Here is a 25,840-nt window from a genome sequence, read left to right as displayed (position 1 = left end):
GTGTCGCCGGGGAACTTCAGGATGTCCGCGGCGGGCTTGCCGTCCTTCTTGCAGGCGGCGTCGTAGCTCTCGCCAGCTCCATCGAGGAGCCGTTGTCGACGACGGAGACCGTCTTGCCGCACAGGTCCCCGGGCCCGGTGATGCCCGCCGGGTTGCCCTTCTTGACCAGCAGCGCGGCGCCGGCCTGCACGTAGTCGACGAACGTGACCTGGCCCTGCCGTTCGGGCGTGTCGCTCATCGAGGAGATGACGAAGTCGTAGCGGCCGGTGAGCACACCGGGGATCTGCGAGTTGAACTCCTCGTCGGTGATGGTCACCTTGACGCCGAGCTTCCTCGCGATGGCACGCGCCAGCGCGGGGTCGAAACCGATCGGCGTCTTGCCGTCGCTCGCGTACAGCTCCATGGGCGGGTAGCCGATCGAGGAGACCACCTTGAGGCCGCCGGACTTCAGGCTCGCCGGTGCCTTGGCCGCGAGCTCCTGGTCGGGGGTGATGGCGTTGATGACGTCGGCCGCCTTCTCCTCGGCGGGGGCCTGGTCGAGGACGACGGCCGGCGCCGAGGCCGCCGCGCCGGAGTCGCCGGAGTCTCCGGCGTCCAGGGACTGGGCACCGCAGGCGGCGGTCGCGGTGAGCAGCCCGCCGACGGCGAGCATGGTGAGGATCCGGGTGTTCAAAGGGGGGTGCTCCTTCAGATTCGCCGCCAGCGGACCTCGCCGCCGACGACGGTGGTCAGAACCTTGGTGCGCAGCACCGCCTCGGGCGACTCCAGGTAGGGGTCGGTGTCCACCGCGATGAAATCGGCGAGTCTGCCGGGCGCGAGGACGCCCTTGCGTTCCTCCTCGCCCGCGGCGTAGGCCGCGCCCAGGGTGTGGGCGGTGACGGCCTCGGCCATGCTCAGCCGCTGCTCCGGCTGCCACCGCCGGCGGGGGTGCCGTCGGTCCGGGTGCGGGTCACCGCGGCGTACAGCGCGGCGAAGGGGTTGGGGTGCTCGACGGGTGCGTCGGAGCCGAAGGCCAGCGCCACGCCGACGTTCAGCATCCCCCGCCAGGCGTAGGAGGCCAGCTCGTGGCCGGCCAGCAGGTGGTCCACCAGGTCGATGTCGCTGGTGCAGTGCACGGGCTGCATCGAGGCGACGATGCCCAGCCGCGCCATGCGCGCCAGGTCGCCGGGCCGCAGGTGCTGGGCGTGCTCGATGCGGTGCCGCAGCCCCGGCGTGGGGCCGACCGCCTCGTACGCGTTGATGACCAGGTGGTTGGCCCGGTCGCCGATCGCGTGCGTCGCCACGGCGATGCCGGCCCCCGCCGCCCGGGAGAACAGCGCGACCAGCTCCTCGTACGGCGTGACCGCGATGCCGGTGTTGCCGTGCTCGCCGGCGAAGGACTCGCTCATGTGGCAGGTGTGCGAGCCCAGCGCCCCGTCACTGAAGATCTTCACCGGGCCGGTACGGAACCAGTCGTCGCCCTGCCCGGTGCGGCGGCCCTCGGCGATCGCCGCCTCCAGGTGGACCATCGGGATCGCCTTGTGGACGCGCAGCTTCAGCTCGCCCGCGTCGCGCAGCTCCAGGTAGGCGGCCCGGCAGTCCTCGCCGTCGATGTCGTGCACGCTGGTCAGGCCGAGCGCGAGCAGCTCCTCCTGCGCCGCGCGGAGCAGGTCGCGCAGGTCGGGGGAGACCATGAGGTCGCGCAGCGGGTAGGACGCCGCCTCGCGCAGGATGCCGGTGGGCTCCCCGCTCGCGTCCCTGACGATCTCGCCGCCCACGGGGTCCGGCGTGCCCGCGTCGATGCCGGCCAGGCGCAGCGCGGCCGAGTTGGCCCACACGGTGTGGCCGTCCACGCTGGGCAGCGCGACCGGCAGGTCCGGGCAGACCGAGTCGAGGGCGTACCGGTCCGGCTGGGCGGGTGGATCCCAGGTGTTGCTGTTCCACCGGCCGCCGAACAGCCAGGCGCCCGGCCGCAGCCGCGCCGCGTGCGCGGCCACCGCGGCGAGGGCCTCGTCCAGGGACCGCACGTCGCGCAGGTCCACCGCGCCGAGGCTCTGGGCGTACTGCGCGGTGTGGATGTGCGCGTCGTAGAGGCCGGGGAGCACCGCGGCGCCGTCCAGGTCGATCAGCTCCGCTCCCGGGCCCGCGGCCTCGCGCACCTCCGCCTCCGTGCCGACGGCGAGCAGCGTCTCGCCGTCCACGGCCATGGCCTGGGCGGGTGGCGTGCCGCCGGCTCCCGTGTGGATGGCGGCGTTGCGGTACACGCGGATGCTCATGTGACTCTCAAAAGGGGTTCGGAGAACGGTGGTCCATCACTGTAGGAGTGGCGAAAAAAAGGCGGAAGCGCTATAAACACGACATTTAGCAGCCCTGAGAGCAAGGAACGCTGATGCTCAAGCCGGAACACCTCCGCACTCTGCGCGAGGTGGTTCAGCTCGGCTCCTTCGCCGCCGCGGCCAACCGGCTGGGGTACACCTCGTCGGCCGTCTCCCAGCAGATGGCCGCGCTCGAACGGCAGATCGGCGTGCGGCTGTTCGAGCGGTCCGCGCACAGCGTGCTGCCCACCAGCGCCGCCGAGGTGCTGGCAAGGCACGCGGCGACCGTGCTCGGCGACATGGAACGCATGATCGCCACCGTCCAGGCCGTGCACCGCAACAGCTCGCGGCGGATCCACCTGGGGATCTTCCCCAGCTTCGCCGACATGCTGACCGGCGTGCTCGGGCGGATGGAGGACAGGGACCGGGCCGGCGTCAGAGTCACCGTCGGCGAGTCCTCCCAGCTCATCCCGCGTCTCGGCGCCGGAGGCGAGATGGACGCGGCGATCGTCTACCAGGTGGGGAACTCCGGCCTCTCGTGGCCGTCGGCGCTGGGCCGCCGCTGGATCGCCGAGGACCGCTACAAGGTCGTCCTTCCCGCCCGCTGGGGCGACCTGGCGCCGTACCGGGCCGAGCAGCTCGTCGACCTGCCGTGGATCATGCACCACCCGGGCAGCAGCGACGCCTCCTTCTTCGAGGGCGTGTTCGCCCGCTGGAGCCTGCACCCCCGGGTGGCCGGCTACTCCGACGACTTCAAGATCACGTTGGGGATGATCGAGGCGGGGATGGGGGCCGCGCTCATTCCCGACCTCGCGCTGCGCGGGCACGGCCCGGGCGTCGTGGTCGCCGACGTGGCCTGGCTGAACACCAGCCGCAGCATCTTCGCCCTCGCCCGCCCTGAGCGGGAGACCGCCCGCCTGCTGTCTCTGCTGGACGCGCTCGCGGTCTGACCGTACGGCGGCATTCCCGGGGGCTCGACGCGGAACGGGGGATCTGTCACCATTTGCCGGATCGTGGGCGCGGCCGGCGAGGACCGCCGCGCCGTCCCCACCGGACAGCTCCCGGAGCAGGTGTGAGGAGGTCCCCGGCCATGGGACGCGAGGCGGCGATCATCGGATCCGCCGAGGCGGCCGCGGCACGCGAGGCGGCGATCGCCCGGTCCGCCGAGGCGATCCGCCAGCACAGCGGGCACGCCATCCTCATCGAGGCCGGCGCCGAGCCGGTCATCGAGCGGCTCGCGGGCCAGGATCGCCCCGCCCCCGACGTCCCGCCGGAGCTGTGGGCCTGGACGTTCGTCGTCAAGGACATGATCGACGTCGCCGGGCTTCCCACGACCCGCGGCTCCGCCCTGTACGGGAGCGAGGAGGCGCTGACCACCGCCCCCTGCGTCGAGGCGCTGGAACGCGCGGGGGCACTGCTGGTGGGCAAGGCGAACCAGCACGAGTTCGCCTGGGGTGTCACCAGCGAGAATCCCCACTGGGGCGACGTGCGCAACCCGCGCCACGCCCACCTGTCTCCCGGCGGATCGAGCGGCGGCACGGCTGCCGCGCTCGCCGCGGGCATCGCCCGGTTCGGCCTCGGCACCGACACCGGCGGTTCCGTACGGATCCCGGCGGCCTGCTGCGGCGTGGTCGGCCTGCGCCCCGGAGCCGGCGCCGTCCCGTCCGAGGGCGTGGCGCCGCTCGCCCCCATGTTCGACGTCGTCGGGCCGATGACCACCTCGGTCGCCGACTGCGCCCGCGTGTGGCGGGTGCTCTCCGGCGAGTCGGTCGAGCCGCCGGACTCGCTGCCGGGGCTGGTCGTCGGCGTCGCCGAGGGGTGCGCGCAGGCCGGGGAGTTCGCCGACCTCGGCGCCGAGGTCCGCGAGATCGCGCTGCCGTACGACATCCTCCCGCCGTACTGGACGATCGTGGGCGCGCAGGCCCGCCGTACGCACGAGGCCACCTATCCGAGGGCGGCCGAGAGCTACAGCGAGGGGGTGCGGCGGAAGCTGGACCGCGCCGCGGGGATCGGCCACCGGGAGTACCGCCGGGCGGTCGAGGAGCTCGCCGCGATCCGGGCCCGGTTCTCCGCGGAGATGTCCGGGGTCGATCTCCTGATCATGCCGACGCTCGGCGGACCCGCGCCCCGCTTCGGGTGCGACGAGGCCGCCGTACGCGGCGAGGTCGGCCGCCTCACCGCCGTCGTGTCCGCGCTCGGCCTGCCCGCGCTGGCGGTCGGCGACCTGCAGATGGTGGGACGCCGCGAGGCGGACGTCCTGCGCGCCGGGCTCTGCCGGGAGGCGCGGGGCGGCGGCGTCCCCGAGCCTCGCTGACCCTTCAGGCGTGCCGCGGCAGGGTCCACGGGTCCACCGGGACGACGGCCGTGCAGCGGCCGAGCCGGTCGAGGACCCGGCCGTACAGCTTGGTCTGCCGCAGCACGATCTGCCGGTCGGCGACGCTGACGTAGGGGAACCGCTCCTCCAGGCGGACCACCAGCGGGTGCAGGTCCGAGACCCCGTGCAGCCCCACGGTGAGGAGCATGTTGCGGGTGCCCGCGAGCGCCGCGCAGGTGCGCGTCTCGGGCCAGCCGAGCAGCGCCCGGCCCGTCTCCTCCAACCGGCCGTCCGGCATCCGCAGCCACAGGATCGCCGAGGAGTGCCAGCCCGCCTGCGAGCGCGCGAGATCACAGCGGAAGTCGATGTCGCCCGTCGCGACCAGCCGCGACAGCCTGCGCTGCACCGTGCGCTCGGACGCGCCGACGGTCCGGGCCAGCTCGGAGTAACCGGCCCGGCCGTCCGCGAGCAGGGCCTTGAACAGCAGGCGGTCGAGCGCGTCCATCCGCCGCGTCGACTCCGGCGGGCCGGGCCGCCGCGCCAGCGCGGCCGCCGCACGAGGGGGGAGCACCCGCAGCCGCCAGCGGCACGAGGCCTCGAAGACGCGCGTCGCGACGTGGGTGCGCACCTTCGCCACGCCCGGCACCCGCGGCAGGTCCGTGAGCAGGTAGTCCGCCAGCGCCGGCATCGACGCGGCCACGGCGATGACGAACAGGTCGTGGCCCCCGGCGACGTGCTGCACGGTGATGAGGTGGCCGGCCGTGGCGAGCCGCTCGGCCACCTCGACCGCGGCTCCCGCCTCGCAGTCGATCTCCAGGAACGCCATGCTCATCGCGTGCATCTGGCGCTGCCCGAGGGCGACGGTGGTCCACGCCTCGCCCGAGGCGTTCAGCCGCTGCCAGCGGCGCGCGGCCGTCACCGGGTCGGCGCCGATCGCCGCCCCGATGTCCACCCAGCTCGCGCGCGGGTTGATCTGGAGCGCGTCGATCAGTTCGAGGTCGGCCTCCGACAGCAACCGAGGCGACTCTGTGCCGGAATCCTGCACAATCACCCCTTCGATGGCTGTTTGCTGCGTTCGTACGCCGAAATCACCTTATAGATCGATCCTTGTGCGGGCAGCCGTCCCGGCCGGCCGTCCGGACTTCCGGGCGCGAAGGGGCCTTTCGGGGCGGCACGAGGGATGAGGACGAATCTCGATGACTCGGTTCTGCGGCACCCGGCGGGTCCGCGGCGCGGCCGGAGGCGGCCGGTGAGCGGAGCCCGTCTGGTCGGCGTCCTGGGCGGCATGGGACCGGCGGCCACGGTCGACTTCTACGGCAAGCTCGTGGAGGAGACGCCGGCGACCTGCGACCAGGGGCACGTACCCGTCGTCATCTGGGGCGACCCCCGCGTCCCCGACCGCTCCCTGAGCCTGGTCGGCGACGGCGAGGACCCGACCCCCTACCTGCGACGCGGCATCGAGGGCCTGAAACGGGCCGGGTGCCAGGTGCTCGCCGTGCCGTGCAACACCGCCCACGCGTTCGTCCCCCGCCTCGCGGACGAGGCCGGGCTGGAACTGGCGAGCATCATCGAGGTCACCGCCGACGCCCTCGCCGCCGACGGCGTACGCGCGGCGGGCGTGCTCGCGACATCCGGCACCCTGCGCGCGGGCCTGTACGCGGAGGCGCTGCGGCGTCGCGGCGTCGCGGCGATCGAGCCGGGCGAGCCCGACCAGCGGCGGGTCATGGCGGCCATCGGCGCGGTCAAGAGCGGCGCCGCGGGCCCGGCCCACCGGCGAGCGCTCGAGGAGGTCTCCCGCGCCCTCGCGGACCGCGGCGCCGAGCGGGTCGTCGCCGCGTGCACCGAGATCGTCCTGGCCCTGGACGGCTCCCGCGTCCCCGTCCCCGTCGTCGATCCCGCCCGCCTGCTGGCCCGCCGGGTCGCCGAGCTGGCGCTCGGCTGAGGCCGCCCGCGCCGCTCGTACGTGACCGCGTGGCCTTCGGCGACGGACTCGCGCCCTCGACGCGCCCCTGAGCGTCCCCAGGCAATCGCCGCAGCGACGCCCGTGGTTGTGTCGCCTGGTGTTACGCCGCTCTACGGCTGGGCGGCCGAGGGCGACTTCCCGCCTGCGGCCGATCGGGTCAGGGCAGGCGTCCTCGACGAGCAGCCCGTCGAGGACGCCTCGAGCAGGCCGCACTCGACCCGTTCCCGACATTCCCCCCGTTCCGTGCGCTCCCGGGCGGCGCTCAACGAGGTTTTGCAACGGTCCAATCTCGGCCGCCAACCCTCCCCGTTGAGAGCACGTCCCCTACCGCACAGAGCAACCCGAGCCTCTGGAGTAACGGCATGCACCAGCAGCCCAGCCCCCCGAACGGTCCCTACGGACCACCCGCCGGCCAGCACCCATACGGCGGACATCCCCACCAGCCTCCGTACGGCGGGCCTGCTCAGCAGCCGCCCGCCTGGCAACCCTCACCCCCTCACCGGAAGAAGGGCAAGGGGCCCGTCTTCTGGCTACTGGTGATCGGGCTGCCGTTCGTCCTCCTCTTCGGTTGCATGGCCACCATCGGCTCCCTCGCCTCCAATACGTCGAGCACGACGAGCCCCGTCGCGAAGGCCCGCAAGTCGAGCGCGCCGGCCGACTCCAACGCCACGTCGGCCGAGGAGACCAGCGCGAGCGAGGAACCATCCTCGACGCCCAGCCCGGAGCCCAAGCCGCGCACCTACAGCGGCACCGGGGCGAAGGTCCTCAAGCTGCGCAAGAGCGACTGGTCGGCCGTATGGCTGGTTACCCTCACCCATCGCGGAGGCTCGAACTTCATCGTCTCCCCGCTCGACTCCGGCGGCGCAGAGCAAGGCGCGATCGTCAACGAGATCGGCAACTACAAGGGGAGCGTCCTGCTCAACGAGGACGACGGCAAGGAGACCGCCGCGCTGAAGATCCAGGCCGATGGGGCGTGGACGATCACGTTGAAGCCGTTGTCGATGGCCCGCGTCTGGTCTGGCGACTCGCTCACGGGTCGGGGCGACGAGGTGGCCATCGTCTCGCCGCAGAGCTCCGGCCTCACGACGGTGAACGCGCGGCACTCGGGGAGCGAGAACTTCATCGTGGAGGCCTGGACCGAGTCGAGCAGGGAACTGCTCATCAACGAGATCGGCAGTTGGCACGGTGAAGTCCCGCTCCCCGACGGAACGATCCTCGTCACGATCAAGGCTGACGGCGTCTGGTCCTTCAAGAAGAGCTGACGAGCGTACGGCTCGCGCCCGGGAGGGTGGCGCGAGCCGTACCGGCCTCTGCGGGCTGCTCAGAACCTCATGACAAACGCGACCAGGTCGCCCCCACCCCAGCCCGAGACGCCTTCGGCCGACAGCACCTCGTGCACCTCGCGGGACAACCGGGCCTGCACAGGGGGCTTGAGGTGACGCCACACGTGGCGATCGCCAACAGGTCGGGGGTCGAGGTCGCTTGCGAGTACGTGCCCTTGGATTCCATGGTCGTGCAGCAGGATCGCGCGCTGTAGGCCTCTTCCCCTGTGCAGCACGCTCCCGACCACACGGTGGGGATGCGGAACCACTCGGTGACAATGTGCCTCAAGCCGCGACCTCCTTGATACACAGGTAACCCTCGAACGGCAGATGCCGGTGCACCACCTCGACCAGGTCGATCCCGCCGCACGAGAGTGCGACGTTCTGGGTGGACGTGAACGGGGTCAGGACGCCGCGCAGGCAGCGGGAGGCGGTCGCGAAGCTCGCCGCGATCATGGATGGGAGCGGCTTTGGGAGCTGAAGTATCAGAGCAGTGTCACGGGCCGCTGATGCGGCCAGGAACGACAAAGCCCGTCCAGCGGCGGGGAGGAGGGGGATGAGGACGGACGGTTTTCCGACGTGGGGCTCGTCGATGCTGGGCAACGCGCCGCAGGTCCAGGCTGACCAACCGCACTCACAACGCCCTGCGACGCGCGCTTCGCAGTCTTGGCGAGCGGGGCTTCGCCCTCCCCGCCGAACACTGGACCGCTCTCCAGCACGCCACGCTCAGCCCCGGCCGAAATGGCGACCTCGTCCGTGCCGCCCCCCGTTCTGATGCACTTCGAACGATGGCCGGATCAGCTGAAACTCAACAAGAAAAGATCATTGCAGAATTTCCTGCTCTTCGACATCATCATTGCTGATGGGAGGAGCGGGCATGCCTAAGACGAGCGACACGGCAATCAAGGTGGCATGGATTGGTGTCGCGGGGGCGGTGGTAGCGGCGGTCATCGGAGCTGCAGCGACTTTGGCCTCTGGACGTGAATCGGACTCCGACAAAAAGGCTACGCCGACGACTGCGGCGAGTACCCGGCAGGAATCCGGCGAGCCGGGGAGGAACGTTATTCACTCCCTCCCTTCTAATAGTGAGCCCAGCAAGACCGCTCCGATTGCAAAGCTGGCACCTGACATCGGCCGTGGCGGCACCAAGACAGTCTTCACAGCTGAAGGCTTCGAACCTGGCGAACAAGTAGACATCATCTGGCGCGCTAACGCCTTCAACGCAGTGGAGACCCTCAGGACGACTCAAGCCGACGACCGGGGGGCGGTAGCAGTCGAGGTGATCATTCCCCGAGATCCCTACCTTATCGACGACGGAGAGTCTGTTGTCGTCCGCGGTTATGGGCATGCAAGTGCAGTAAAAGCCGACACAGTCTTCATTTTCCAAGGGCCAGCCAGATAGACCGTGTGGTGGATCAGCTCGAGGTCAATCTGCAGTGCGAAGGTCAAGACGCCTCCCGTGCCGCCACTGTGCGGACGTGCCGAGATTTCGCTTTAACGAAGCGCCGCGTCCACATCCGGCGACCGTGCCCGACGATCAGCGGGATGCAACGCTTTCGTCCAGCGTCTCGCGTACCAGCGTGTGTGCGTATGCCGCCGTGAGGTTGCCGGGGCGGAAGAGGATGCGGTACATCATCGGCGCCACGACCCGGTCGATCACCGTCTCGACATCCGGGATGTTTTCGCCGCGCTCGGCAGCCCGGGCCAGGATGATCCCGATCTGTTCCGCCGCGTACGCGGAGCACTGGCCTGCATTGTCACCGTCCGGATCCCCGAGCAGCGCGTCACGGATGTAGGCGCGGCCAGGAGGCGAGGCCATCTCCTCCAGGAACTGCTCGGCCCAGTTCTGCAGGTCCGCCGACAGACGCCCGTGGTCCTCCGGCGGAGCCTCCGGACGCAGGCGCTCGACGGCGACATCCGACAGCAGCTCCTGCAGGTCGCCCCAGCGGCGGTAGATCGTCGACGGGGTGACGCCCGCACGGGCGGCCACCAAAGGGACGGTCAGCGCCGGGCGTCCCACTTCCGCCTCGAGTTCGCGCACCGCGGCGTGGACCGCCGCCTGGACGCGGGCGCTGCGACCGCCGGGACGTACGCTCGGTTTGCGACCCATAACTCACACCTTAAAGCAAAGCCATTGCGTCTAGTGTTGTGTGTCACCGGTCGCCGGGGCGCCGGCTGTGTGGACGGGCCGGATTTTCGCCGTGCCTCCTCGCTGCGGCGCGCGGGAGGAGGGTGCATGGCGCGGGAGAACGCGCGGAGTGGCTCGCGGCATCCGGGAGGACCGGCTCCGACGGGTGTGGCGTCCTGGCAGGGCGGGACGCCACACCCCTCGTTCACTGGGCTATGGGCGCGAGGTGACCCGCCCATAGGTGTGCGCCTCACCCTGGGGGTGGTCACCGGGCCGTGGGGGTGAGGTCGCCGGCCGCGGGGGCGAGGCCGGCCGGAGGTTCCGGACGAGCCTCCGCCGGGGAGGCTGGTGTGGCGGTGGTGCTTCGCTCGTAGGCGTGGCCGACGCGTAGCACAGTGGTCTCGTCCAGCGGCCTGCCTATCAGCTGCATCCCGATCGGCATTCCCCCCTGGTCGCTGCCCACGGGTAGGGTCAGTGCCGGCACCCCGGCGATGTTGGCCGGTGCGCACAGGCGGACGTAGCAGTCGGCGAGGCTCTCCGTGACGCCGTCCGGCCAGGTGACGGCGTCCTGGCCGACGTGAGCCGCGGTGGCCGGGACCGTGGGGGCCGCGATCACGTCGACCTGGTCGAACATGCGCATCCAGGCCTCACGCATGAGGGTCCGTGCGCGCTGAGCGCGGAGGTAGTCGCCGGCGAGGACCAGCTCGCCGGCTTCCAGGAGCACGCGGACGTCCGGGCCGTACAGCTCGGCGGCCGAGCGCAGCGTTCGCTCGTGGTAGGAGGCCGCCTCGGGGACCATCAGGCCCCAATGGGTGGCCTGGATGTAGCGGGTTATGGGGATCTCGACCTCAACCGGTTCCGCTCCCAGGCTCTGGAGTTGTTCGATCGCGCGCCGTACGGCCGCCTCGACCTCGGGGTCGACCCGGTCGAAGTAGTAGTTGCGGGGGACGCCGACCCGCAGCCCGTTCAGGTCGGGGTCCGCGTGCGGCTCGTAGGACGTCGCAGGCGCCCGCAGGCTGGCCGGGTCGCGCGGGTCGTGTCCCACGAGGGCCGGCAGCACCAGCGCCGCATCCTCGACGGTCCGGGTGATGGGGCCGACGTGGTCTAGGGACCAGGACAGCGAGGTAACGCCGTGCCGGGGGACGAGGCCGTAGGTCGGTTTGAGTCCGACGACGCCGTTGAGCGCGGCGGGGACGCGGATCGACCCACCGGTGTCGGTGCCCAGGGCGAACATCGCGGCGCCGGCGGCGACAGCCACGGCCGAGCCTCCGCTCGATCCACCGGCGATGCGGCCGTAGTCCAAGGCGTTGCTCGTCTGCGGCGTGATCAGACCGTAGGCGAACTCGTGGGTGTGGGTCTTGCCCACCAGGACCGCGCCGGCGTCGGCTAGCCGGGAGGCGACGGCGCTGTCGGCAACCGCCAGGTGGTCCGCCCTGACCAGGGAACTCGCCGTAGTGGGCAGACCGGCGACGTCGATCAGGTCCTTCAGGCCCATGGGGATGCCGTGCAGCGAACCGCGGAACCGATCAGCCGCCGCCTCGCGCTCGGCCAGGCGCGCCGCCTGGCGTGCGCGGTCGGCGGTCACGGTGGTGTAGGCCCGAAGACGAGGTTCCACCTGTTCGATCCGGTCGAGCACCGAGTCCACCAGTTCCACGGGTGAGAGTCGCCGGGACCGCACCTCCGCCGAGGCGCCGGCGATGGTCATTTCATACGGCTGCATCCGTCTGCTCCCGTCCTCTCGTCGCCTTCGCCTGGGATCCGTACAGCCAGTCGTGCCCGTCCCGCGGTGTGGACGGGTCGCCCGTCCCCCATCGGTTGCCCGTCTCCGGTGACGTGCCTGTCCCCGGCGGGGTGGAGGAGCCGGGGCAGTAGACCGCCGCAGGTGGCGCGTCCCCGAAGTCCAGTTCTCGCAGGATGCCGATGATGTTGTGGATGTGCTGGGCCGTGGCGGCCACCTCGGCATGGCGTTCGTGCCCCAGTGGAAGTCCTGCCCGCAGGGCCCAGCGGGCGGCCTCCTGCGGGGTGAGATCGGTGGCGGTCATGTACGCCCTCTCTGTCGGGTGGGTGCGCCGCGCGGGAGCTGTTCGCGTCCCATGCGGCGGCATCACACGCTAAAGCAAAGGATTTGCTTTAGCTGACGATAGGGCCTACCGTCACTTAACGCAAACAAATTGCTTTAAGTGAGGAGTCTCATGCACAGCGCTCCTACGGGCGCACCAGTGCAACGCACCCGCACCGCGACGCGCCTGCCGTTCGTCCTGTACGCATCGATCCTGGTCACCCTGCTGGCCGCCTCCAGTGCGCCCACTCCGCTTTACCCCATCTACCAGGAGCGTTGGGGGCTGTCGGCCCTGGCCGTGACGTTGGTCTTCAGTGCGTACGCCCTGGCCCTCTTGGCGGCCCTGCTCACCACGGGAGGCCTGTCCGACCATGTCGGACGGCGCCCCGTCCTGGTGGGCGCGCTGGTCCTCGAAGCGGCCTCGATGGCCGCCTTCGCCGCCGCCGACGGTACGGGTGCGCTCATCGCCGCCCGCGCCCTGCAGGGAGCCGCCACCGGCGGGGCCACCAGCGCGGCGGGTGCCGTGCTGGTGGATCTCGACGACCCGGTACGGCCCGGCCGGTCCGCCTTGACCAACAGCGTCGCCCCGGCTGCCGGCATGGCTACCGGAGTCCTGGCGGCCACACTGCTCGTGCGCTACGCGCCCGGCCCCACCGTCACCGTGTACGTCTCCCTGATGATCCTTTTCGTCACGCAGGCCATCGCCGTCTTTTCCGTCCCCGAGACGGCCCGCCCTCACCCGGGCGCATGGCGCTCCCTGCGCCCGCGCGTCGCCATGCCGCCTGCGACCCGCCGCGCCCTGCTGCTCTGCGGCGGAGGCGTCGCCGCGGTCTGGGCGCTGGGCGGTTTCTACTCGTCTCTGGGACCGGCCTTCGTCCACTTGGCGGCTCCCGGCTCTCCGCAGGCGGCGGGTGGCATGGTCTTCTTCACCCTGGCCCTGTCCGCGGCCGTCACCATGGGGACCACGCGCGGGCTGCGCCCGGTGACCGCCACTCTCCTCGGCTGCTGTGCCGCCCCCCTTTCCATGGCCCTGTCCCTGGCCGGCATGCACCTGGCGAGCCTGGTCGCGGTGTTCACCGCGGCCGTACTGGCCGGGGTCGCCTTCGGCGCGGTGTCACAGGGCTCGCTGCGCTTGGTGCTCGCACCGGTTCCACAGCCGGGCCGCAGCGCGACGCTGGCCGCGTACTACGTGCTCAGCTACGTGGCGATGAGTCTGCCTGCCGTGGGCGTCGGTCTCCTCACGGAACTCTACGGGCTGCGGACGGCGGCTCACTTGTACGCGGCCGTCGTCGTCCTGCTCTCGGTGACCGCGGCGGCCAGGCTCTTCGCGGCGCTGCGGCACTCGTCCGTCCCAGCCGAGGAACACGCCGGCGCCCCCCCGCGCGCCGCGCCGGTCGCGGCCGGTCTTCGCGTCGCCGGCAAATCACTTCCCGCCACCTGCAAGTAAGGAGAATCAGATGAGGCGCGCGCACAATCCGGAGGCTTCGACCTGGAACGTGGGTGACGTCGTCGTCCACCGGGTCGACGAGATCATCCTTCCGCCCGAGACCGGACCGTGGCTTCTTCCCGGGGCCACCAGGCAGGTCGTGGAGGGGCAGACGTGGCTGGCCCCCGACTTCGCCGACGACCAGGGGGTCCTTCGCCTGAGCAGCCACAGCTTCGCCCTGACGGTGGACGGCATGCGGATCCTGGTGGACACGGGGATCGGCAACGGCAAGCCACGAGCGAACCCCGCCTGGCACGACCTGGACACCGGCTACCTGGACCGGCTCCACCGCGCCGGTTTCCCGCCGGAGTCGGTGGACCTGGTGATCCTCACCCACCTGCACACGGACCACGTCGGCTGGAACACCCGCGCTGACGGCACCACCTGGGTGCCGACCTTCCCCAACGCGCGCTACCTCGCCACCCAAACGGAGTGGGACTTCTGGGCGGGATACGACATGGACGAACCGCGGCGGCAGATGTTCCGCGACTCGGTGCAGCCAATCCGAGAGGCGGGGCTACTCAACCTCGTCGACGTCCAGGACCGGGCCGTCGACGTCGCTCCGGGCCTGCGCCTGCTGCCCACGCCCGGTCACACGCCCGGACATGTGGCGGTGGAAGTGCGCAGCCGTACGGAGACGGCGCTGATCACCGGCGACTGCGTCCACCACCCCGTCCAGATGCCCTATCCGTGGATCGGAAGCTGTGTGGATATAGACCCCGCGCGAGCAGAGGCCACCCGCCGGTCACTGCTCGCCTCCTTGGCCGACACCGGCACCCTGGTCCTGGGCACCCACTTCCCTCCGCCCACCGCCGGGCACGTGCAGTCGTACGGCGACGTCCACCGCCTCGTCCCCGTCCCGCTCGTCCCCGTCCCGCTCGTCCCCGTCCCGGAGAGCAGCTCGCTCCCGCGCAGCGGAGAGCGAAGCGACCACGACTGTGCCGACGCCTGAGAGATGCCTCGCCGAGTCGCAACCGTCGACCGCTTCGCTCGAAATGATCAGGGAAATGCCGGCGGAGCTGACGATCGAGGCTCTGCGAGGCGATTCCGCGGGCGGACAGGCTCCACCGCGCCCTGTCCGTCACGTCCCTGCGCGGCGCGCCCGCCCAGGAGATCGCGGCCGAGGGGCTCGGGCTGCCCTTCACCTCCTACCGCCGGCATCGACCGCATCTGCAAAGACCTGTGGCACTGTGAGTTCCAGGAGTGATGGCCAGGTACGAGCTCGGCGAGGTCATGGTGCACCGGCAGGTGGAGGCCATCGCCGAGCACGGCCAGCACGGCCTGGAACATCGTCAGGTTCGCCAGCAGCTGCCCCACCGAGATCGGGAAGAGCTCGCGGGCCAGAGTCACCGTGACGAGGGCGGTGATCACGACGGCGACACGATAGGCCGGATACACGGAGGCATTCCTGGCCGTCGAGCACGCGGTGCTGTTCGAGACCGCCCCGGCCAGAGCCCGCGCCGTGGTTCGCGAGCACCTGGCCCTCTATCTGAACAGTTCGTACAACAGGGCGAAGTTTCACCGCTTGGGCTACGCGCGAGAGGAAACCGACGACGGTGGAAGCGACCGGCTCATCGATGACGTCGTGTTCTGGGGCGACCTGGACACCAGGTAGGCCACCACCTTCATCACGTCACCCCGCGCCCAGGCTGAAGTGGCCGGCGGGAGGCACCACCTCGCCGGTCGCGTGGCCCGCCGCGTTCAGCAGCCAGCCCATGCGTTTGGGCGTGCGCAGGTTGACGCCGCTCTCGTGCAGCCGGAGCCAGGGGAGCCTCTCGCCGATGAGGCGTTCAAGCCGCAGCAGGTCGGACACCGACCGGGCCCACACCGTGAACGCGATGTTGGTGTCACCGGTGGTGGACACGCACATCTTCAACTCGGGCAGTGTGGCGATCGCGGCGACCGTGCGCTCGTGCTCGGCGGCGGCGACCCGGCCCATCCACGTACAGCTGATTGGGGAGCCGGAGACCGGCTGAGCGATCTCGCAGCGGAACGACAGCAGACCGGAGGCGAGCAGTCGGCCGAGCTGGCGGCGTACGGTCGCGGGGTTACGACCGGTGAGCGCGGCCAGGTCGGCGGCAGTGCGGCGGCCGTCGTGGGCGAGCGCCTCGATCAGCGGCCCGGCGTTCGGCGGCGGGGTGACGCCGGGGATCGGTCGCGTCGCCGCCGCCGCGGCGGCGAACGCCTGCTGTTGCGGGCGGCTGAGCGCGTTCAGCCGCCAGGCACCGCCGTCTCGATGCACGGCGGTGACGAGGTGGGTGCGCTGCCGTTCGACGCCGGGCAGCCGGTCCAGGTCGTCGAGGGTGAAGGTGGCCAGGGCGGCGAGGTCGGGGGTGATGACCGTGAGCAGCAGATCGCGGCCACGGGTGGATTCCTCGACGGTGACCGCGCGCGGGTCGAGGCACAGTGCGCGTACGACCTCGGCCCGCGCGCCGGGCAGGCAGTCGACCTCGATCAGGGCGAGCACGACCCGGCTGTAGTCGCCGCCGGGATGCGCTGTGACCCAGGCGAGACCGGCCGAGCGCAACCGTCGCCACCGCGCCGCGAGGGTCGCCGGGGTGGTGCCGAGGATGCGGGCCGCCTCGGCCCAGCCGACCCTGGGCGCGATCTGCAGGCCGTGCAGCAGCTCGAGGTCGCGCTCGTCGAGGTCTACGGAATGCACGGATCGACCTCCTTTCTCGCCTCTGATGCACGAATCATGTGATTTTCGGGCTTGCTGCGGTCAGGATCGCACACTCATGTGCGGTGAGTTACTGAGGGAGGTGTGGGTTGTCGCTGGTCGAGGATGCCCGAGACATGGTGGACGACTTGGTCCGGCTGCGGCGTGAGCTGCATCGGCAGCCGGAGGTCGGGCTGGATCTGCCGCGGACGCAGGAGAAGGTGCTCGCGGCGCTGGCGGGGCTGCCGCTGGAGATCACGACCGGGCGCCGGACGACGTCGGTGACGGCGGTGCTGCGGGGCCGAGCGGGAAGGGCGAGGCAGGCGGACAAGGCGGGCGCGGACAAGGCGGGCGCCGACGGCGGTGTGGTGCTGCTGCGCGGTGACATGGACGCTTTGCCGGTGCACGAGGCGACCGGGCTGCCCTACGCGTCGACGGTGGACGGCGCGATGCATGCCTGCGGGCACGACCTGCACACCGCGATGCTGGTCGGCGCGGCACGGCTGCTCTGCGCGCACCGGGAACGCGTCGCGGGCGACGTGGTGTTCATGTTCCAGCCCGGCGAGGAAGGCTGGGAGGGCGCTCGAGCCATGATCGACGAGGGCGTGCTCGACGCGGCCGGAGCCCGTGCCGATGCCGCGTACGCGCTGCACGTCTTCCCGGCGTTCGCGCCGGCGGGGAGCTTCGCCAGCCGGCCAGGGACGATGCTGGCGGCCTCGGCGTCACTGCTGGTGACCGTGCGCGGTGAGGGCGGCCACGGCTCGACACCGCACCGGGCGCACGACCCCGTCGCCGCGGCCGCCGAGATGATCACGGCCCTGCAAACGATGGTCACCCGGCGATTCGACGTCTTCGACCCGGTCGTGCTGACCGTGGGCGTGGTGCAGGCAGGCAGCCGGCGCAACGTCATCCCGGAGACCGCCCGGTTCGAGGCGACGATCCGCAGCTTCTCCGCCGACGCCGCCGCTCGCGCGCGCGATCTCGTGCCCCGGCTGCTGACCAGCATCGCCGACGCGCACGGGGTCGGCGCCGAGGTGGAGTACATCCCGGAACGACCGCCGACCGTCAACGACCCGGTGGAGACCGGGTTCGCCCGTGACGTCATCGCCGAGACGTTCGACGGCGCGCGGCACGTCGCCATGGAACACCCCATCGCCGGGTCGGAGGACTTCTCACGGGTGCTCGCCGAGGTGCCGGGAGCCTTCCTGGCGCTCAGCGCCCTGCCTCCCGGGGCCGACCCGGAGACGGCACCGTTCAACCACAGCCCGCGCGCGGTGTTCGACGACGCCGTGGTGCCCGACGGAGCCGCCTTGCTGGCCGAACTCGCCCGGCACCGGCTCGACCGCGTTCCCGCTTCTTCCAAGGACCTGCCATGACCGACCTTGCCGCACGGCCCACTCCCTCTTCCGCCGCCCGCAACCGAGTGCTCGTCGGCACGGGGCTCGGACACGCGCTGGAGTGGTACGACTGGGGCATCTACGCGATCTTCGTGCCGTTCTTCGCCACCCAGTTCTTCGACCAGGGCGACGAGCTGTCGGCGATGCTGTCCAGCCTGGCCGTGTTCGCGGCCGGGTTCGTCGCCAGGCCGGTCGGCGGGCTGCTGTTCGGCTGGCTCGCCGACCGCGCCGGCCGACGGTTCACCATGTCGCTGACTGTGGGTGGCATCGCGGCCGGGAGCCTGGTGATCGGCATCGCACCGACCTACGCCGCCATCGGCGCATGGGCGTCGCTGATCCTGCTGTTGGCGCGGGTCACGCAGGGCCTGGCGTGCGGGGGCGAGCTGCCCTCGGCGCAGACCTACCTGTCGGAGTCGGCGCCCGCCGAGCGGCGCGGCCAGTGGTCGAGCCTGATCTACATCGCCAGCGTCTTCGGCAACACCGTGGGCGTGCTGCTGGGGCTCCTGCTGTCACTCACGCTCACGCCCCAGCAAATGAGCGATTTCGGCTGGCGTATCCCGTTCATCCTCGGGGGACTGCTCGGTGTGGTCGCGTTCTACATGCGCCGCACGATGGAGGAGAGTGAGACGTACACCCATCAACGGCGCGACCAGGCCGAGCGGCCTCGACTGTGGCGGGACATCGTGCGGTACCGCAAGCAGGCGCTCCAGGTGGTCGGCCTGTCGGTCGGGTTCACCGTGGTGTATTACGCCTGGGTCATCTCCGCCCCCGCCTACGCGATCAGTTCGCTTGGCATCCCCTCCAGCGCGGCCTTGCTGGCGAGCGTGTGCGCCAGCGTGCTGTTCATGGCCGTGATGCCCTTGTGGGGCCGGTGGTCCGACCGCGTCGGCCGCAAACCGGTGCTCCTCGTCTCCACTGTGGGCACCGCCGCGCTGCTGTTCCCCTTGCAGGCGTTCGTCCGCGACAGCGCGTGGCAGCTCGGCCTCGCCATGGCCGGTGCCATGGTCTTCATCGGCGCGGGCGTCTCGATCCTGCCCGCCGTGTACGCCGAGATGTTTCCGACCAGGATCCGCACGCTCGGGCTCGCGGTGCCGTACTCCGTCGCGGTCGCCCTCTTCGGCGGCACCGCACCCTATCTGCAAACATGGGTTGGCGAGCATGTCGGCAGATCGGTGTTCACCGCCTACGTCGTGCTCATGCTCGTCGCCTCCAGCGTGGCGGTCGTCACGCTGCCGGAGACGCGGGCCAAGGACCTGAGCTGAGGCCACGGGAGATCACATGCAACTGCTGGAGGTCCTCGCTAAGGGCGAACCGACCGTCATCGACCTGGCGCAACCCTTGCAGGCGGGCATGCCGTGCTCACCGACCCACCCGGGTTTTCATCTCGCGCTGACCCAGCGCCACGGCGACGGGCCGCCGCGCCCCGACGGTATCACCGGCTCGGCCGAGCTGATCGTGCTCGGCGGACACGTCGGCACGCACATGGACGCCCTGTGCCACGTCGCCGCCGACGGCCTCATGTATGGCGGGATCGAGGCGGCGACCGCCGTGACCGGCGGGCGGTACCGCGTCCACGGGATCGACCAGGTTCCTCCCATGGTGTGCCGGGGAGTGCTCTTCGACATCCCGCGCCTGCGGCGGGTCGCCCGGCTCGCCCCCGCAGAGGCCGTCACCGAGGCGGACCTGGTGGCGACCGGAGTGGAGCCGCGTCCAGGAGACGTCGCGCTGATCCGTACCGGCTGGCCGCAACTGTGGCACGACCCCTGCGCGTACGTCGGGACCGGCACCGGGGTGCCAGGACTGGTCCCCGAGGGCGCGAACTGGCTCGCCGAGCGCGGCGTACGCGCCGTCGGCGGTGACACCATCGCCCTGGAGCGCATCGAGGCGGAGACCGGCCACTCGATGCTGCCCGTGCACCGCATCCTGCTGGCGGAGCGAGGCATCAACCTCATCGAGGTGATGAACCTGGAGGAGCTCGGCGCGAGCGGGGCCACGGAGTTCCTGTTCGTATGTGCCCCGCTCCCCGTCGTCGGCGCGACGGGCGCTCCCGTCCGCCCCCTCGCCGTGTTGGACGGCGGGACGGACGGGGATGCCTCGTGAGACCGCGTCACTGCGTGATGTCCGTGAGGTGCGCAGCCTCCTTCGTCATCATTCGCCTCCGCTCAGGGCAGGTGCGGCGCGTGCCAGGTGCCTGAGAGAGGATCCGCCGTTCCATCGCTCACACAACAGTTCATTCGCTGTCCGGTATGTGTCACATCCACCCATCGGACTTGCGAGGGCAGGTGATGTGGTCCCGCAGTCGCGTTCATGGGCCCGGGACGGCCTCGTCCAGCGCGAGCAGGCCGGCAAGGGTGAGGAAGCAGATGCCGCTGGCGGCGTCGACGCGGCGCAGCGCGCGCGGAGAAGGCGGTTGCGCCGATGAGGCAGCCGACCGCGAGATAGGCCAGACTGAGGATGAACTCGATGAGCACGTACGCCGCGCTAAGCAGGGTGATCTGCAGGCCGAACCCGTCCGCCGTCTCGTCGGCGAACTGCGGGAGCAGTGCGGCGAACAGCAGCAGGGCCTGCGGATTGCTGATCCCGACGGCGAATTCGTTGACGACGAGCGGCCACAGCCCCTTGCGGACGACGGGAGTCGCAGCGGAGGCGCCGCCGGAGCGCGCTCGCCGCGCACTGCGCAGGCTAGGGAGACCGAGCCAGGCGAGATAGGCCACGCCGACCCATTTGGTCACAGTCAGCGCGGCGATCGAGGCCGCCAGGGCTGCGCCGAGCCCTGCCACGACCAGGCCCACGAGAAGGATGAAGGCGGTCAGACGGCCTCCGACGCCGGCCATGGCGCGCGGGATGCCATGGCGTACAGCGTTGTTCAGGCCGAGGGGCTGGCTCGCTCCAGGGAGGGCGCGCCGACCTTCAACGGCCAAAGGTACTCCACCCTGGCCTCCGTGGAGAAGATCTATCAAGTCAAGCAGGCGAACGGCAACGTCGTCGCGCAGGCCGTGACTCTGATGCACAACGGCGGCAGGCTTGGGGTGCAGTGCCTGTGTAAGCCCAAGGTGTCGCCGGTTGGACCTCAGGCTGACTGGCGCTGGAAGTAGCACATGCTCATCGCCGGAGCTGACGGTGCGGGCTGCGAGACTGTCACCTCTCGCTGGCGCATGGCAGATGAGCCGGGCGAGGGCACTGGTCGAACCGCGAGGCGGGACGATCGTGGTCGAGTACTTCGATGTGGACAAATCGAGGTCCATTCCGCCTGCTCGCAGGCCACAGGCGAGTCTGCTGCTGACGGACCTGGCCAATCCCGACCGCGGTTTCGACGCGGTCGTCGTCGGAGAGCCGCAACGCGCGTTCTACGGCAACCAGTTCGGGCTGACCTTCCCGCTGTTCGAGCACTACCGCGTGCCGCTGTGGGTGCCAGAGGTGGGCGGTCCGATCGACCCCGCGAACGAGGCCCACGAACTGATCATGTCCATGTTCGGCGGCATCAGCAAAGGGGAGCGGAACCGGATCAAGATCCGAGTGAGGTCGTCCATGACCGCCCTCGCACAGGTGGAAGGGCGCTTCCTCGGAGGTCGGCCGCCGTACGGCTATCGCCTCAAGGATCTCGGCCCGCACCCCAACCCGACCAAGGCGTTCGATGGCAAGCGGCTCCACGGGCTCGAACCCGACCCCTACACCAGCGCGGTCGTGGCCAGGATCTTCGCCGAGTTCATCAACGGAAAGGGGATCTACGCCATCGCGGAAGACCTCACCCGAGAAGGCATCCCCTCGCCGTCCGCCTACGATCCCGGTAGGAACCGCCATCGCAACACGATGGCCTGGTCCAAGAGTGCCATCCGCGTGATCCTGACCAACCCGCGCTACACGGGCCGTCAGGTGTGGAACAAACAGCGCAGCGCAAGGACGAGGTGCTCATCGACGTGCAGGATGTCGCGCTCGGTCACATGACCAAGCAGCGATGGAACTCGCGCGACCAATGGGTCTGGTCGGACCGGCTCACCCACGAACCGCTGGTGAACCCCGAGGACTTCGAACAGGCCCAGGCGATCCTCGCCAGCCGGGGACGCGGTCCCACCGCCCATAGGCCCCACCCGACCCGCCGACCCTACGCCCTGCGTGGCGTACTGTTCTGTGGCTACTGCGACCGCCGCATGCAGGGCAACTGGAACAACGACCAGGCCTACTACCGCTGCCGGTACCCGGCCGAGTACGCCCTGGCCAACGACGTCGATCACCCCAAGGTCGTCTACCTACGCGAGGCCGACGTGGCTCGATCACCTCGATGCCTGGCTGACACTGGCGTTCGCACCCAAGCGGCGTGAGCAGACAATTCAGACACTCGCCGACCACGGCCAGGACGCCCCCGACAGTGTGAGCGAGACGGCTCGAATGAAGATCGCCGAATGTGACCGCAAGCTTGCTCAGCACCGAGCGGCGCTCGAAGCGGGAGCCGACCCGGTGCTGGTCACCCAATGGATTGCCGAGACCCAGACGCAGCGCGTCGCCGCACAGGCACAGCTGCGCCAGGCGAGTGGGCGACGCCGCATGAGCAAGGAGGAGATCGATGCGGTGGTGACAGCACTCGGGGACCTTGTGAAGGTTCTCCAAGAAGCCGATCCGGTCGACAAGGCCGACATCTACCCACAGATAGGGCTCAGATTGACGTACCGACCCCAGAAACAACTTGTGGAGGCCCAGGTGATCCCTGGCCTCCACATGTGCAAAAGCTTTGTGTCCGAGGGGGGACTTGAACCCCCATGCCCATCACTGGGCACTAGCACCTCAAGCTAGCGCGTCTGCCTATTCCGCCACCCGGACGTGGTGCCTCACGCGGGATCGTCATCCCGCGTCGGCTGATACAGGTTAGCACTCTCTCGGCCGTGCTTCATACCGAGAATCGGCTCGCGGCAGCCCGGGGGTGAACGTCACGCCTGTACGGCGGCAGGATGGAGGCGCGAGCCGTACGACGTAGAGGGCGGGGCCACTGACGGGCCCGCCCGGCAGGAGGAGGCGTAATGACCCCACGCTACGGGGAGGACGAGGTCGCCGAGCTGTGCCGCGACCTGATCCGCATCGACTCGGTCAACGCTGGGGACAACGCGGGGCCCGGGGAACGCGAGGCCGCGGAGTACGTGGCCGGAAAGCTGTCGGAGGTCGGCCTGGAGCCGAGGATCCTCGAGTCCGACCGCGGACGGGCGAACGTGGTCGCCCGGGTCGAGGGTACCGACCCGAGCAGGGACGCCCTGGTCCTCCATGGTCATCTGGACGTGGTGCCGTTCGACGCCGCGGACTGGACCCACCATCCGCTGAGCGGCGAGATCGCCGACGGCTGCGTCTGGGGCCGTGGGGCGGTCGACATGAAGGACATGGACGCGATGATCCTCGCCGTCGTGCGGCGGCGGCTGAGCGAGGGGCGCAGGCCGCCCAGGGACGTCGTCCTGGTCTTCACCGCGGACGAGGAGGCCGGGGGCCACTACGGCGCCCAGTGGCTGGCCGGGCGGCATCCGGAGGTCTTCGAGGGCTGCACCGAGGCCATCGGCGAGGTCGGCGGCTTCAGCGTGACCACCGAGAAGGGCCGGCTGTACCTGATCGAGGCGGCGGAGAAGGGCATCGCCTGGATGCGCCTGACCGCCAAGGGCAGGGCCGGGCACGGCTCGATGCTCAACGACGACAACGCCGTGACCGAACTCGCCGAGGCGGTCGGCCGGCTCGGCCGCCACAAGTGGCCGGTGCGGCTCACGCCCACCGTGCAGGCGTTCTTCGAGGAGGTCTTCGGCACGGAGGTCAAGGCGGAGGACGCGGAGGCGGCGGTTGCCACCCTCGGGCCGCTCGCCCGGATGATCGGCGCCACTCTCCGCAACACGACCAACCCGACCATGCTCCAGGCCGGTTACAAGGCGAACGTCATCCCCCAGATCGCGACCGCGCACGTGGACGGCAGGTTCCTGCCGGGGTACGAGGACGAGTTCTTCCAGACCGTGGACGAGTTGCTGGGGCCGAACGTCACCCGGGAGTTCGTCTACCACGACGTGGCGGTCGAGACCCCCTTCAAGGGCCCGCTGGTCAAGGCGATGGCCGACGCGCTGCAGGAGGAGGACCCGGGCTCCCGGGCCGTTCCGTACACGCTCAGCGGCGGCACCGACCTCAAGGCCTTCAGCCGGCTCGGCATCAGCGGGTACGGCTTCGCGCCCCTCCGGCTTCCCGAAGACTTGGACTTCTCCGGGATGTTCCATGGCGTCGACGAGCGCGTTCCGGTTGATTCGCTCCGGTTTGGCGTCCGGGTCCTTGACCGTTTCCTCGAATACTGCTGAGAAAGCCCTTGCGATCACGTGCCGTGCCGCTACAGTAACTCTCCGTTGGGGGTTGGATCCGCACCGGGTGGACCCAGCGGACTGTTGACTCAGCGGTTTGGGGAGGTCGCGTGACGCGCACGTCGCAGGAGCAGCGGAGGGCGAGTTCGCCCGCCGCCGTTCCCGGCGTGCGCGTCACGTCTCCCGGCTCTGCGGAGCGGAGCCGGATGGCGCGGTTCGCGGCCGGCTCCCGTCTGGGCCGCCTGCTGGTCATCGGCGGGCTGATCGCCGCCGGATGGCTGCTCGGCGTGATCTTCGGTGTCTTCGGCACGGCGACGTCCGTGGCCGGGACCGCACCCTCACATGACGTCGCCGGGTCGGTTCTTCCCGATCGTTTCTCAGGTCCGGACCTCGGTCTGCCGCCCTCTCCGGGCGCGGTCGAGTCCCACGGGAAGAGCACCGACGGTTTCCCCACGGCGGCGGACGACGTCTCGGTGAACGCCGAGGCGATGGCGGGACGCACGGTCGACGGGCTCACCAGCCAGTCGAAGCCTCTGCTCCCTCCGCCCTCCACCGCGGACCACGCGCCCGCAGACCAGGGCCTGGTCCCGCAGTCGAGCGGTGGAAACATCCTGTTCGGGGATGTCGCGCGGGATGTGTTCGAACCGCGCTTCACCAAGCTGCCCGCCCCACTGGCGGCGGTTGTTCCCCCGGTGGTCCGCACAGCGGCGGACGACCCGTCTTTCTCTCCTGACTGATCCCGCCTTCGTGCCGGTCCCCGTCGTACGGCGACCGGTGCCGACGCCTGCCCTCGCTCGTGGTGCCCGAGCGGCAGGCTCCCGCGGGTGACGCGGAATCTCCCATCCTCGTGACGTCCACCGCTCCGCTGTGCTCATGCGGTCTGGACACGCGTCGCGAGCTGTCAGGTAACCCCCTAGAAGAACCACTAGGAGCATTCATCATGCGAACGTGGGCGAAGGGCTCGGCCTCCGCGGCGTTTCTGGCCGCCGGCGTCATGGCCCTTGGCAGCGGTACGGCTTTCGCCGACACCGACGGCAGTCACTCGGTGCTCGGCGGCAACCAGGTCGACATCCCGGTGACCCTGCCGATCGACATCAGCGGCAACGCGGTGGCGGTCGTCGGCGACTCCCGGGCCTCCTCCCTGGGCGGCGCGACCGCGCAGGGCGCGGGCGTGGGCGCCGGGCAGAACAGGACCTCCGGCGCGGGCAGCATCCTCGGCGGCAACCAGGTGGTGGCGCCGATCAACGCCCCGATCAACGCCTGCGGCAACGCGGTGTCCGTCATCGGCCGGTCCGACGCGGGCTGCCGGGGCGGCGCGGCGGTCAAGGGCTCGGGACGGCGCGGGAACGCGGGCGGCAACCGCACCAGCGGGGTGCACAGCATCGGGGGCGGCAACCAGGTGGTCGCGCCGATCACCGCGCCGATCAACCTGTGCGGCAACTCGATCGCCGTCTTCGGCGACGCCACGGCGGGGTGCCGTGGCGGCGCCTTCGTCGGCGGCGGTCGTGACGGCGTCCGCGCCGGTGGCAACCGCACCAGCGGCCATGGCTCGATCCTGGGCGGCAACCAGGTGGTCGCGCCGATCACGGCGCCCATCAACGTCTGCGGCAACTCCGTCGCGGTCCTCGGCGAGGCGTTCTCGGGCTGCCGCGGCGGTTCGTCCGTGGGCGGCTCCGGCGGCCACGGGGGTCACGGCGGCCACGGGGGTCACGGCGGTCACGGCGGTCACGGGGGTCACGGGGGCCACCACGGAGGCGGTCACTGGCACCGTCCCGGCTCGACCGGTCACGACACCGACGGCCGTTACTCGGCCGGCAGCGGCACCCAGGTGGTCGCGCCGATCACCACGCCGGCGACGTGTGCGGCAACGGTTCCGGCAGCTGCCACGGCGGCTCCACGCCAGGTCACGG

Annotated in this window: 29 protein-coding genes and 1 tRNA gene; 17 read left to right on the top strand and 13 right to left on the bottom strand. The window is 70.7% G+C overall.

The annotated features are described in order from the left end of the window. Window positions 1-16: 16 nt before the first annotated feature. The 3 genes from B1L11_RS15210 to B1L11_RS15205 are packed head-to-tail and all read right to left on the bottom strand — an operon-like array spanning window position 17 to window position 2,255. Window positions 17-673, bottom strand: a complete 657-nt coding sequence (locus B1L11_RS15210; protein ID WP_256862560.1) for a transporter substrate-binding domain-containing protein — start codon at window positions 671-673, stop codon at window positions 17-19. Window positions 674-687: 14 nt separating this feature from the next. Then, window positions 688-891 (bottom strand): amidohydrolase family protein, encoded by a 204-nt coding sequence (locus tag B1L11_RS50850; protein WP_256862559.1) that lies wholly within the window; start codon window positions 889-891, stop codon window positions 688-690. Window positions 892-893: 2 nt separating this feature from the next. Beyond that, a complete protein-coding gene (locus tag B1L11_RS15205; RefSeq protein WP_256862558.1) occupies window positions 894-2,255 on the bottom strand; it encodes an amidohydrolase in 1,362 nt (453 codons plus the stop codon). A gap of 113 nt (window positions 2,256-2,368) precedes the next feature. Here B1L11_RS15205 and B1L11_RS15200 point away from each other — a divergent pair, with 113 nt between their 5' ends. Beyond that, a complete protein-coding gene (locus tag B1L11_RS15200; RefSeq protein ID WP_079315086.1) occupies window positions 2,369-3,244 on the top strand; it encodes a LysR family transcriptional regulator in 876 nt (291 codons plus the stop codon). Between the two features lie 140 nt (window positions 3,245-3,384). Beyond that, window positions 3,385-4,608: an amidase gene (locus B1L11_RS15195; RefSeq protein WP_079315085.1), complete on the top strand. Its 1,224-nt coding sequence runs from the start codon at window positions 3,385-3,387 to the stop codon at window positions 4,606-4,608. A 4-nt stretch (window positions 4,609-4,612) separates the two neighbouring features. On the opposite strand, the gene B1L11_RS15190 is transcribed toward B1L11_RS15195, so the two are convergent. Continuing rightward, window positions 4,613-5,623 (bottom strand): Lrp/AsnC family transcriptional regulator, encoded by a 1,011-nt coding sequence (locus tag B1L11_RS15190; RefSeq protein ID WP_143737289.1) that lies wholly within the window; start codon window positions 5,621-5,623, stop codon window positions 4,613-4,615. 234 nt (window positions 5,624-5,857) lie between these two features. Between B1L11_RS15190 and B1L11_RS15185 the strand changes: the two genes are divergently transcribed. Both B1L11_RS15185 and B1L11_RS15180 read left to right on the top strand, forming a co-directional pair. Then, complete coding sequence (locus tag B1L11_RS15185; protein ID WP_204051735.1) at window positions 5,858-6,550, top strand: aspartate/glutamate racemase family protein; 693 nt, start codon at window positions 5,858-5,860, stop codon at window positions 6,548-6,550. A 593-nt stretch (window positions 6,551-7,143) separates the two neighbouring features. Continuing rightward, window positions 7,144-7,833, top strand: a complete 690-nt coding sequence (locus tag B1L11_RS15180; protein WP_143737288.1) for a hypothetical protein — start codon at window positions 7,144-7,146, stop codon at window positions 7,831-7,833. 59 nt (window positions 7,834-7,892) lie between these two features. Here B1L11_RS15180 and B1L11_RS50845 read toward each other — a convergent pair whose 3' ends face one another. Continuing rightward, entirely contained in the window at window positions 7,893-8,018 is a 126-nt protein-coding gene (locus B1L11_RS50845; protein ID WP_256862557.1) for a hypothetical protein, read from the bottom strand. A gap of 160 nt (window positions 8,019-8,178) precedes the next feature. Then, the gene (locus B1L11_RS46840; RefSeq protein WP_179155159.1) at window positions 8,179-8,349 is read right to left on the bottom strand and encodes a hypothetical protein; all 171 of its coding nucleotides are present in this window, start codon (window positions 8,347-8,349) and stop codon (window positions 8,179-8,181) included. 421 nt (window positions 8,350-8,770) lie between these two features. Between B1L11_RS46840 and B1L11_RS45235 the strand changes: the two genes are divergently transcribed. Next, window positions 8,771-9,295, top strand: coding sequence for a hypothetical protein (locus B1L11_RS45235; protein WP_143737287.1), 525 nt, complete (start codon window positions 8,771-8,773; stop codon window positions 9,293-9,295). 135 nt (window positions 9,296-9,430) lie between these two features. On the opposite strand, the gene B1L11_RS15175 is transcribed toward B1L11_RS45235, so the two are convergent. The 3 genes from B1L11_RS15175 to B1L11_RS15165 form a co-directional block, all read right to left on the bottom strand. Then, window positions 9,431-9,934 carry a TetR/AcrR family transcriptional regulator gene (locus B1L11_RS15175; protein WP_256862556.1) on the bottom strand — a complete coding sequence of 168 codons (504 nt, stop codon included), beginning with the start codon at window positions 9,932-9,934 and terminating at the stop codon, window positions 9,431-9,433. Between the two features lie 352 nt (window positions 9,935-10,286). After that, window positions 10,287-11,741, bottom strand: coding sequence for an amidase (locus B1L11_RS15170; protein WP_079315080.1), 1,455 nt, complete (start codon window positions 11,739-11,741; stop codon window positions 10,287-10,289). Then, a complete protein-coding gene (locus B1L11_RS15165; RefSeq protein ID WP_079315079.1) occupies window positions 11,728-12,063 on the bottom strand; it encodes a hypothetical protein in 336 nt (111 codons plus the stop codon). The genes B1L11_RS15170 and B1L11_RS15165 overlap by 14 nt, the downstream gene beginning before the upstream one ends. Window positions 12,064-12,240: 177 nt before the next feature. Between B1L11_RS15165 and B1L11_RS15160 the strand changes: the two genes are divergently transcribed. Both B1L11_RS15160 and B1L11_RS15155 read left to right on the top strand, forming a co-directional pair. Then, entirely contained in the window at window positions 12,241-13,527 is a 1,287-nt protein-coding gene (locus B1L11_RS15160; protein ID WP_256862555.1) for an MFS transporter, read from the top strand. 10 nt (window positions 13,528-13,537) lie between these two features. After that, the gene (locus B1L11_RS15155; RefSeq protein WP_079315077.1) at window positions 13,538-14,518 is read left to right on the top strand and encodes an MBL fold metallo-hydrolase; all 981 of its coding nucleotides are present in this window, start codon (window positions 13,538-13,540) and stop codon (window positions 14,516-14,518) included. Window positions 14,519-14,565: 47 nt separating this feature from the next. On the opposite strand, the gene B1L11_RS15150 is transcribed toward B1L11_RS15155, so the two are convergent. Next, window positions 14,566-14,964: a hypothetical protein gene (locus tag B1L11_RS15150; protein ID WP_143737286.1), complete on the bottom strand. Its 399-nt coding sequence runs from the start codon at window positions 14,962-14,964 to the stop codon at window positions 14,566-14,568. Window positions 14,965-14,992: 28 nt separating this feature from the next. Between B1L11_RS15150 and B1L11_RS15145 the strand changes: the two genes are divergently transcribed. Next, window positions 14,993-15,181: a hypothetical protein gene (locus tag B1L11_RS15145; RefSeq protein ID WP_079315075.1), complete on the top strand. Its 189-nt coding sequence runs from the start codon at window positions 14,993-14,995 to the stop codon at window positions 15,179-15,181. Between the two features lie 18 nt (window positions 15,182-15,199). On the opposite strand, the gene B1L11_RS15140 is transcribed toward B1L11_RS15145, so the two are convergent. Then, on the bottom strand, window positions 15,200-16,228 hold the full coding sequence (locus B1L11_RS15140) for an Lrp/AsnC family transcriptional regulator (protein WP_079315074.1): 1,029 nt from the start codon (window positions 16,226-16,228) through the stop codon (window positions 15,200-15,202). 134 nt (window positions 16,229-16,362) lie between these two features. Between B1L11_RS15140 and B1L11_RS15135 the strand changes: the two genes are divergently transcribed. Genes B1L11_RS15135 through B1L11_RS15125 form a run of 3 tightly spaced genes read left to right on the top strand, consistent with a single transcriptional unit; the run spans window position 16,363 to window position 19,722 of the window. Then, window positions 16,363-17,601, top strand: coding sequence for a M20 family metallopeptidase (locus tag B1L11_RS15135; protein WP_218671138.1), 1,239 nt, complete (start codon window positions 16,363-16,365; stop codon window positions 17,599-17,601). Beyond that, window positions 17,598-18,884, top strand: coding sequence for an MFS transporter (locus B1L11_RS15130; RefSeq protein ID WP_079315072.1), 1,287 nt, complete (start codon window positions 17,598-17,600; stop codon window positions 18,882-18,884). The genes B1L11_RS15135 and B1L11_RS15130 overlap by 4 nt, the downstream gene beginning before the upstream one ends. A gap of 16 nt (window positions 18,885-18,900) precedes the next feature. Further along, entirely contained in the window at window positions 18,901-19,722 is an 822-nt protein-coding gene (locus B1L11_RS15125; RefSeq protein ID WP_079315071.1) for a cyclase family protein, read from the top strand. Window positions 19,723-19,784: 62 nt separating this feature from the next. Here B1L11_RS15125 and B1L11_RS15120 read toward each other — a convergent pair whose 3' ends face one another. After that, window positions 19,785-20,633 (bottom strand): LysE family translocator, encoded by an 849-nt coding sequence (locus tag B1L11_RS15120; protein ID WP_256862554.1) that lies wholly within the window; start codon window positions 20,631-20,633, stop codon window positions 19,785-19,787. Here B1L11_RS15120 and B1L11_RS46835 point away from each other — a divergent pair. The 3 genes from B1L11_RS46835 (at window position 20,565) to B1L11_RS48300 (ending at window position 21,941) form a co-directional block, all read left to right on the top strand. After that, on the top strand, window positions 20,565-20,717 hold the full coding sequence (locus B1L11_RS46835; protein WP_179155157.1) for a hypothetical protein: 153 nt from the start codon (window positions 20,565-20,567) through the stop codon (window positions 20,715-20,717). The two genes, B1L11_RS15120 and B1L11_RS46835, sit on opposite strands and share 69 nt — an antisense overlap. A gap of 67 nt (window positions 20,718-20,784) precedes the next feature. Next, entirely contained in the window at window positions 20,785-21,567 is a 783-nt protein-coding gene (locus B1L11_RS48305) for a recombinase family protein (protein ID WP_218671137.1), read from the top strand. Then, window positions 21,564-21,941, top strand: a complete 378-nt coding sequence (locus tag B1L11_RS48300) for a zinc ribbon domain-containing protein (protein ID WP_218671136.1) — start codon at window positions 21,564-21,566, stop codon at window positions 21,939-21,941. Before B1L11_RS48305 ends, B1L11_RS48300 begins: the two co-directional genes overlap by 4 nt. A gap of 410 nt (window positions 21,942-22,351) precedes the next feature. On the opposite strand, the gene B1L11_RS15110 is transcribed toward B1L11_RS48300, so the two are convergent. Further along, window positions 22,352-22,437, bottom strand: a tRNA-Leu gene (locus tag B1L11_RS15110). A gap of 197 nt (window positions 22,438-22,634) precedes the next feature. Here B1L11_RS15110 and B1L11_RS15105 point away from each other — a divergent pair. From B1L11_RS15105 to B1L11_RS50840, 3 genes are all read left to right on the top strand, one after another. Then, window positions 22,635-23,930: a M20/M25/M40 family metallo-hydrolase gene (locus B1L11_RS15105; RefSeq protein WP_079315069.1), complete on the top strand. Its 1,296-nt coding sequence runs from the start codon at window positions 22,635-22,637 to the stop codon at window positions 23,928-23,930. A gap of 110 nt (window positions 23,931-24,040) precedes the next feature. Further along, entirely contained in the window at window positions 24,041-24,667 is a 627-nt protein-coding gene (locus tag B1L11_RS15100; protein WP_079315068.1) for a hypothetical protein, read from the top strand. A 203-nt stretch (window positions 24,668-24,870) separates the two neighbouring features. Further along, on the top strand, window positions 24,871-25,840 hold a 970-nt coding region (locus B1L11_RS50840), incomplete at its 3' end, for a chaplin family protein (RefSeq protein ID WP_079315067.1).

The sequence above is a fragment of the Microbispora sp. GKU 823 genome (assembly GCF_002027145.1).
Taxonomy (GTDB): Bacteria; Actinomycetota; Actinomycetes; order Streptosporangiales; family Streptosporangiaceae; genus Microbispora; species Microbispora siamensis.
The sequence above is the reverse complement of the archived record's forward strand: the minus strand, read 5'-3'. Positions and strand labels throughout refer to the sequence as shown.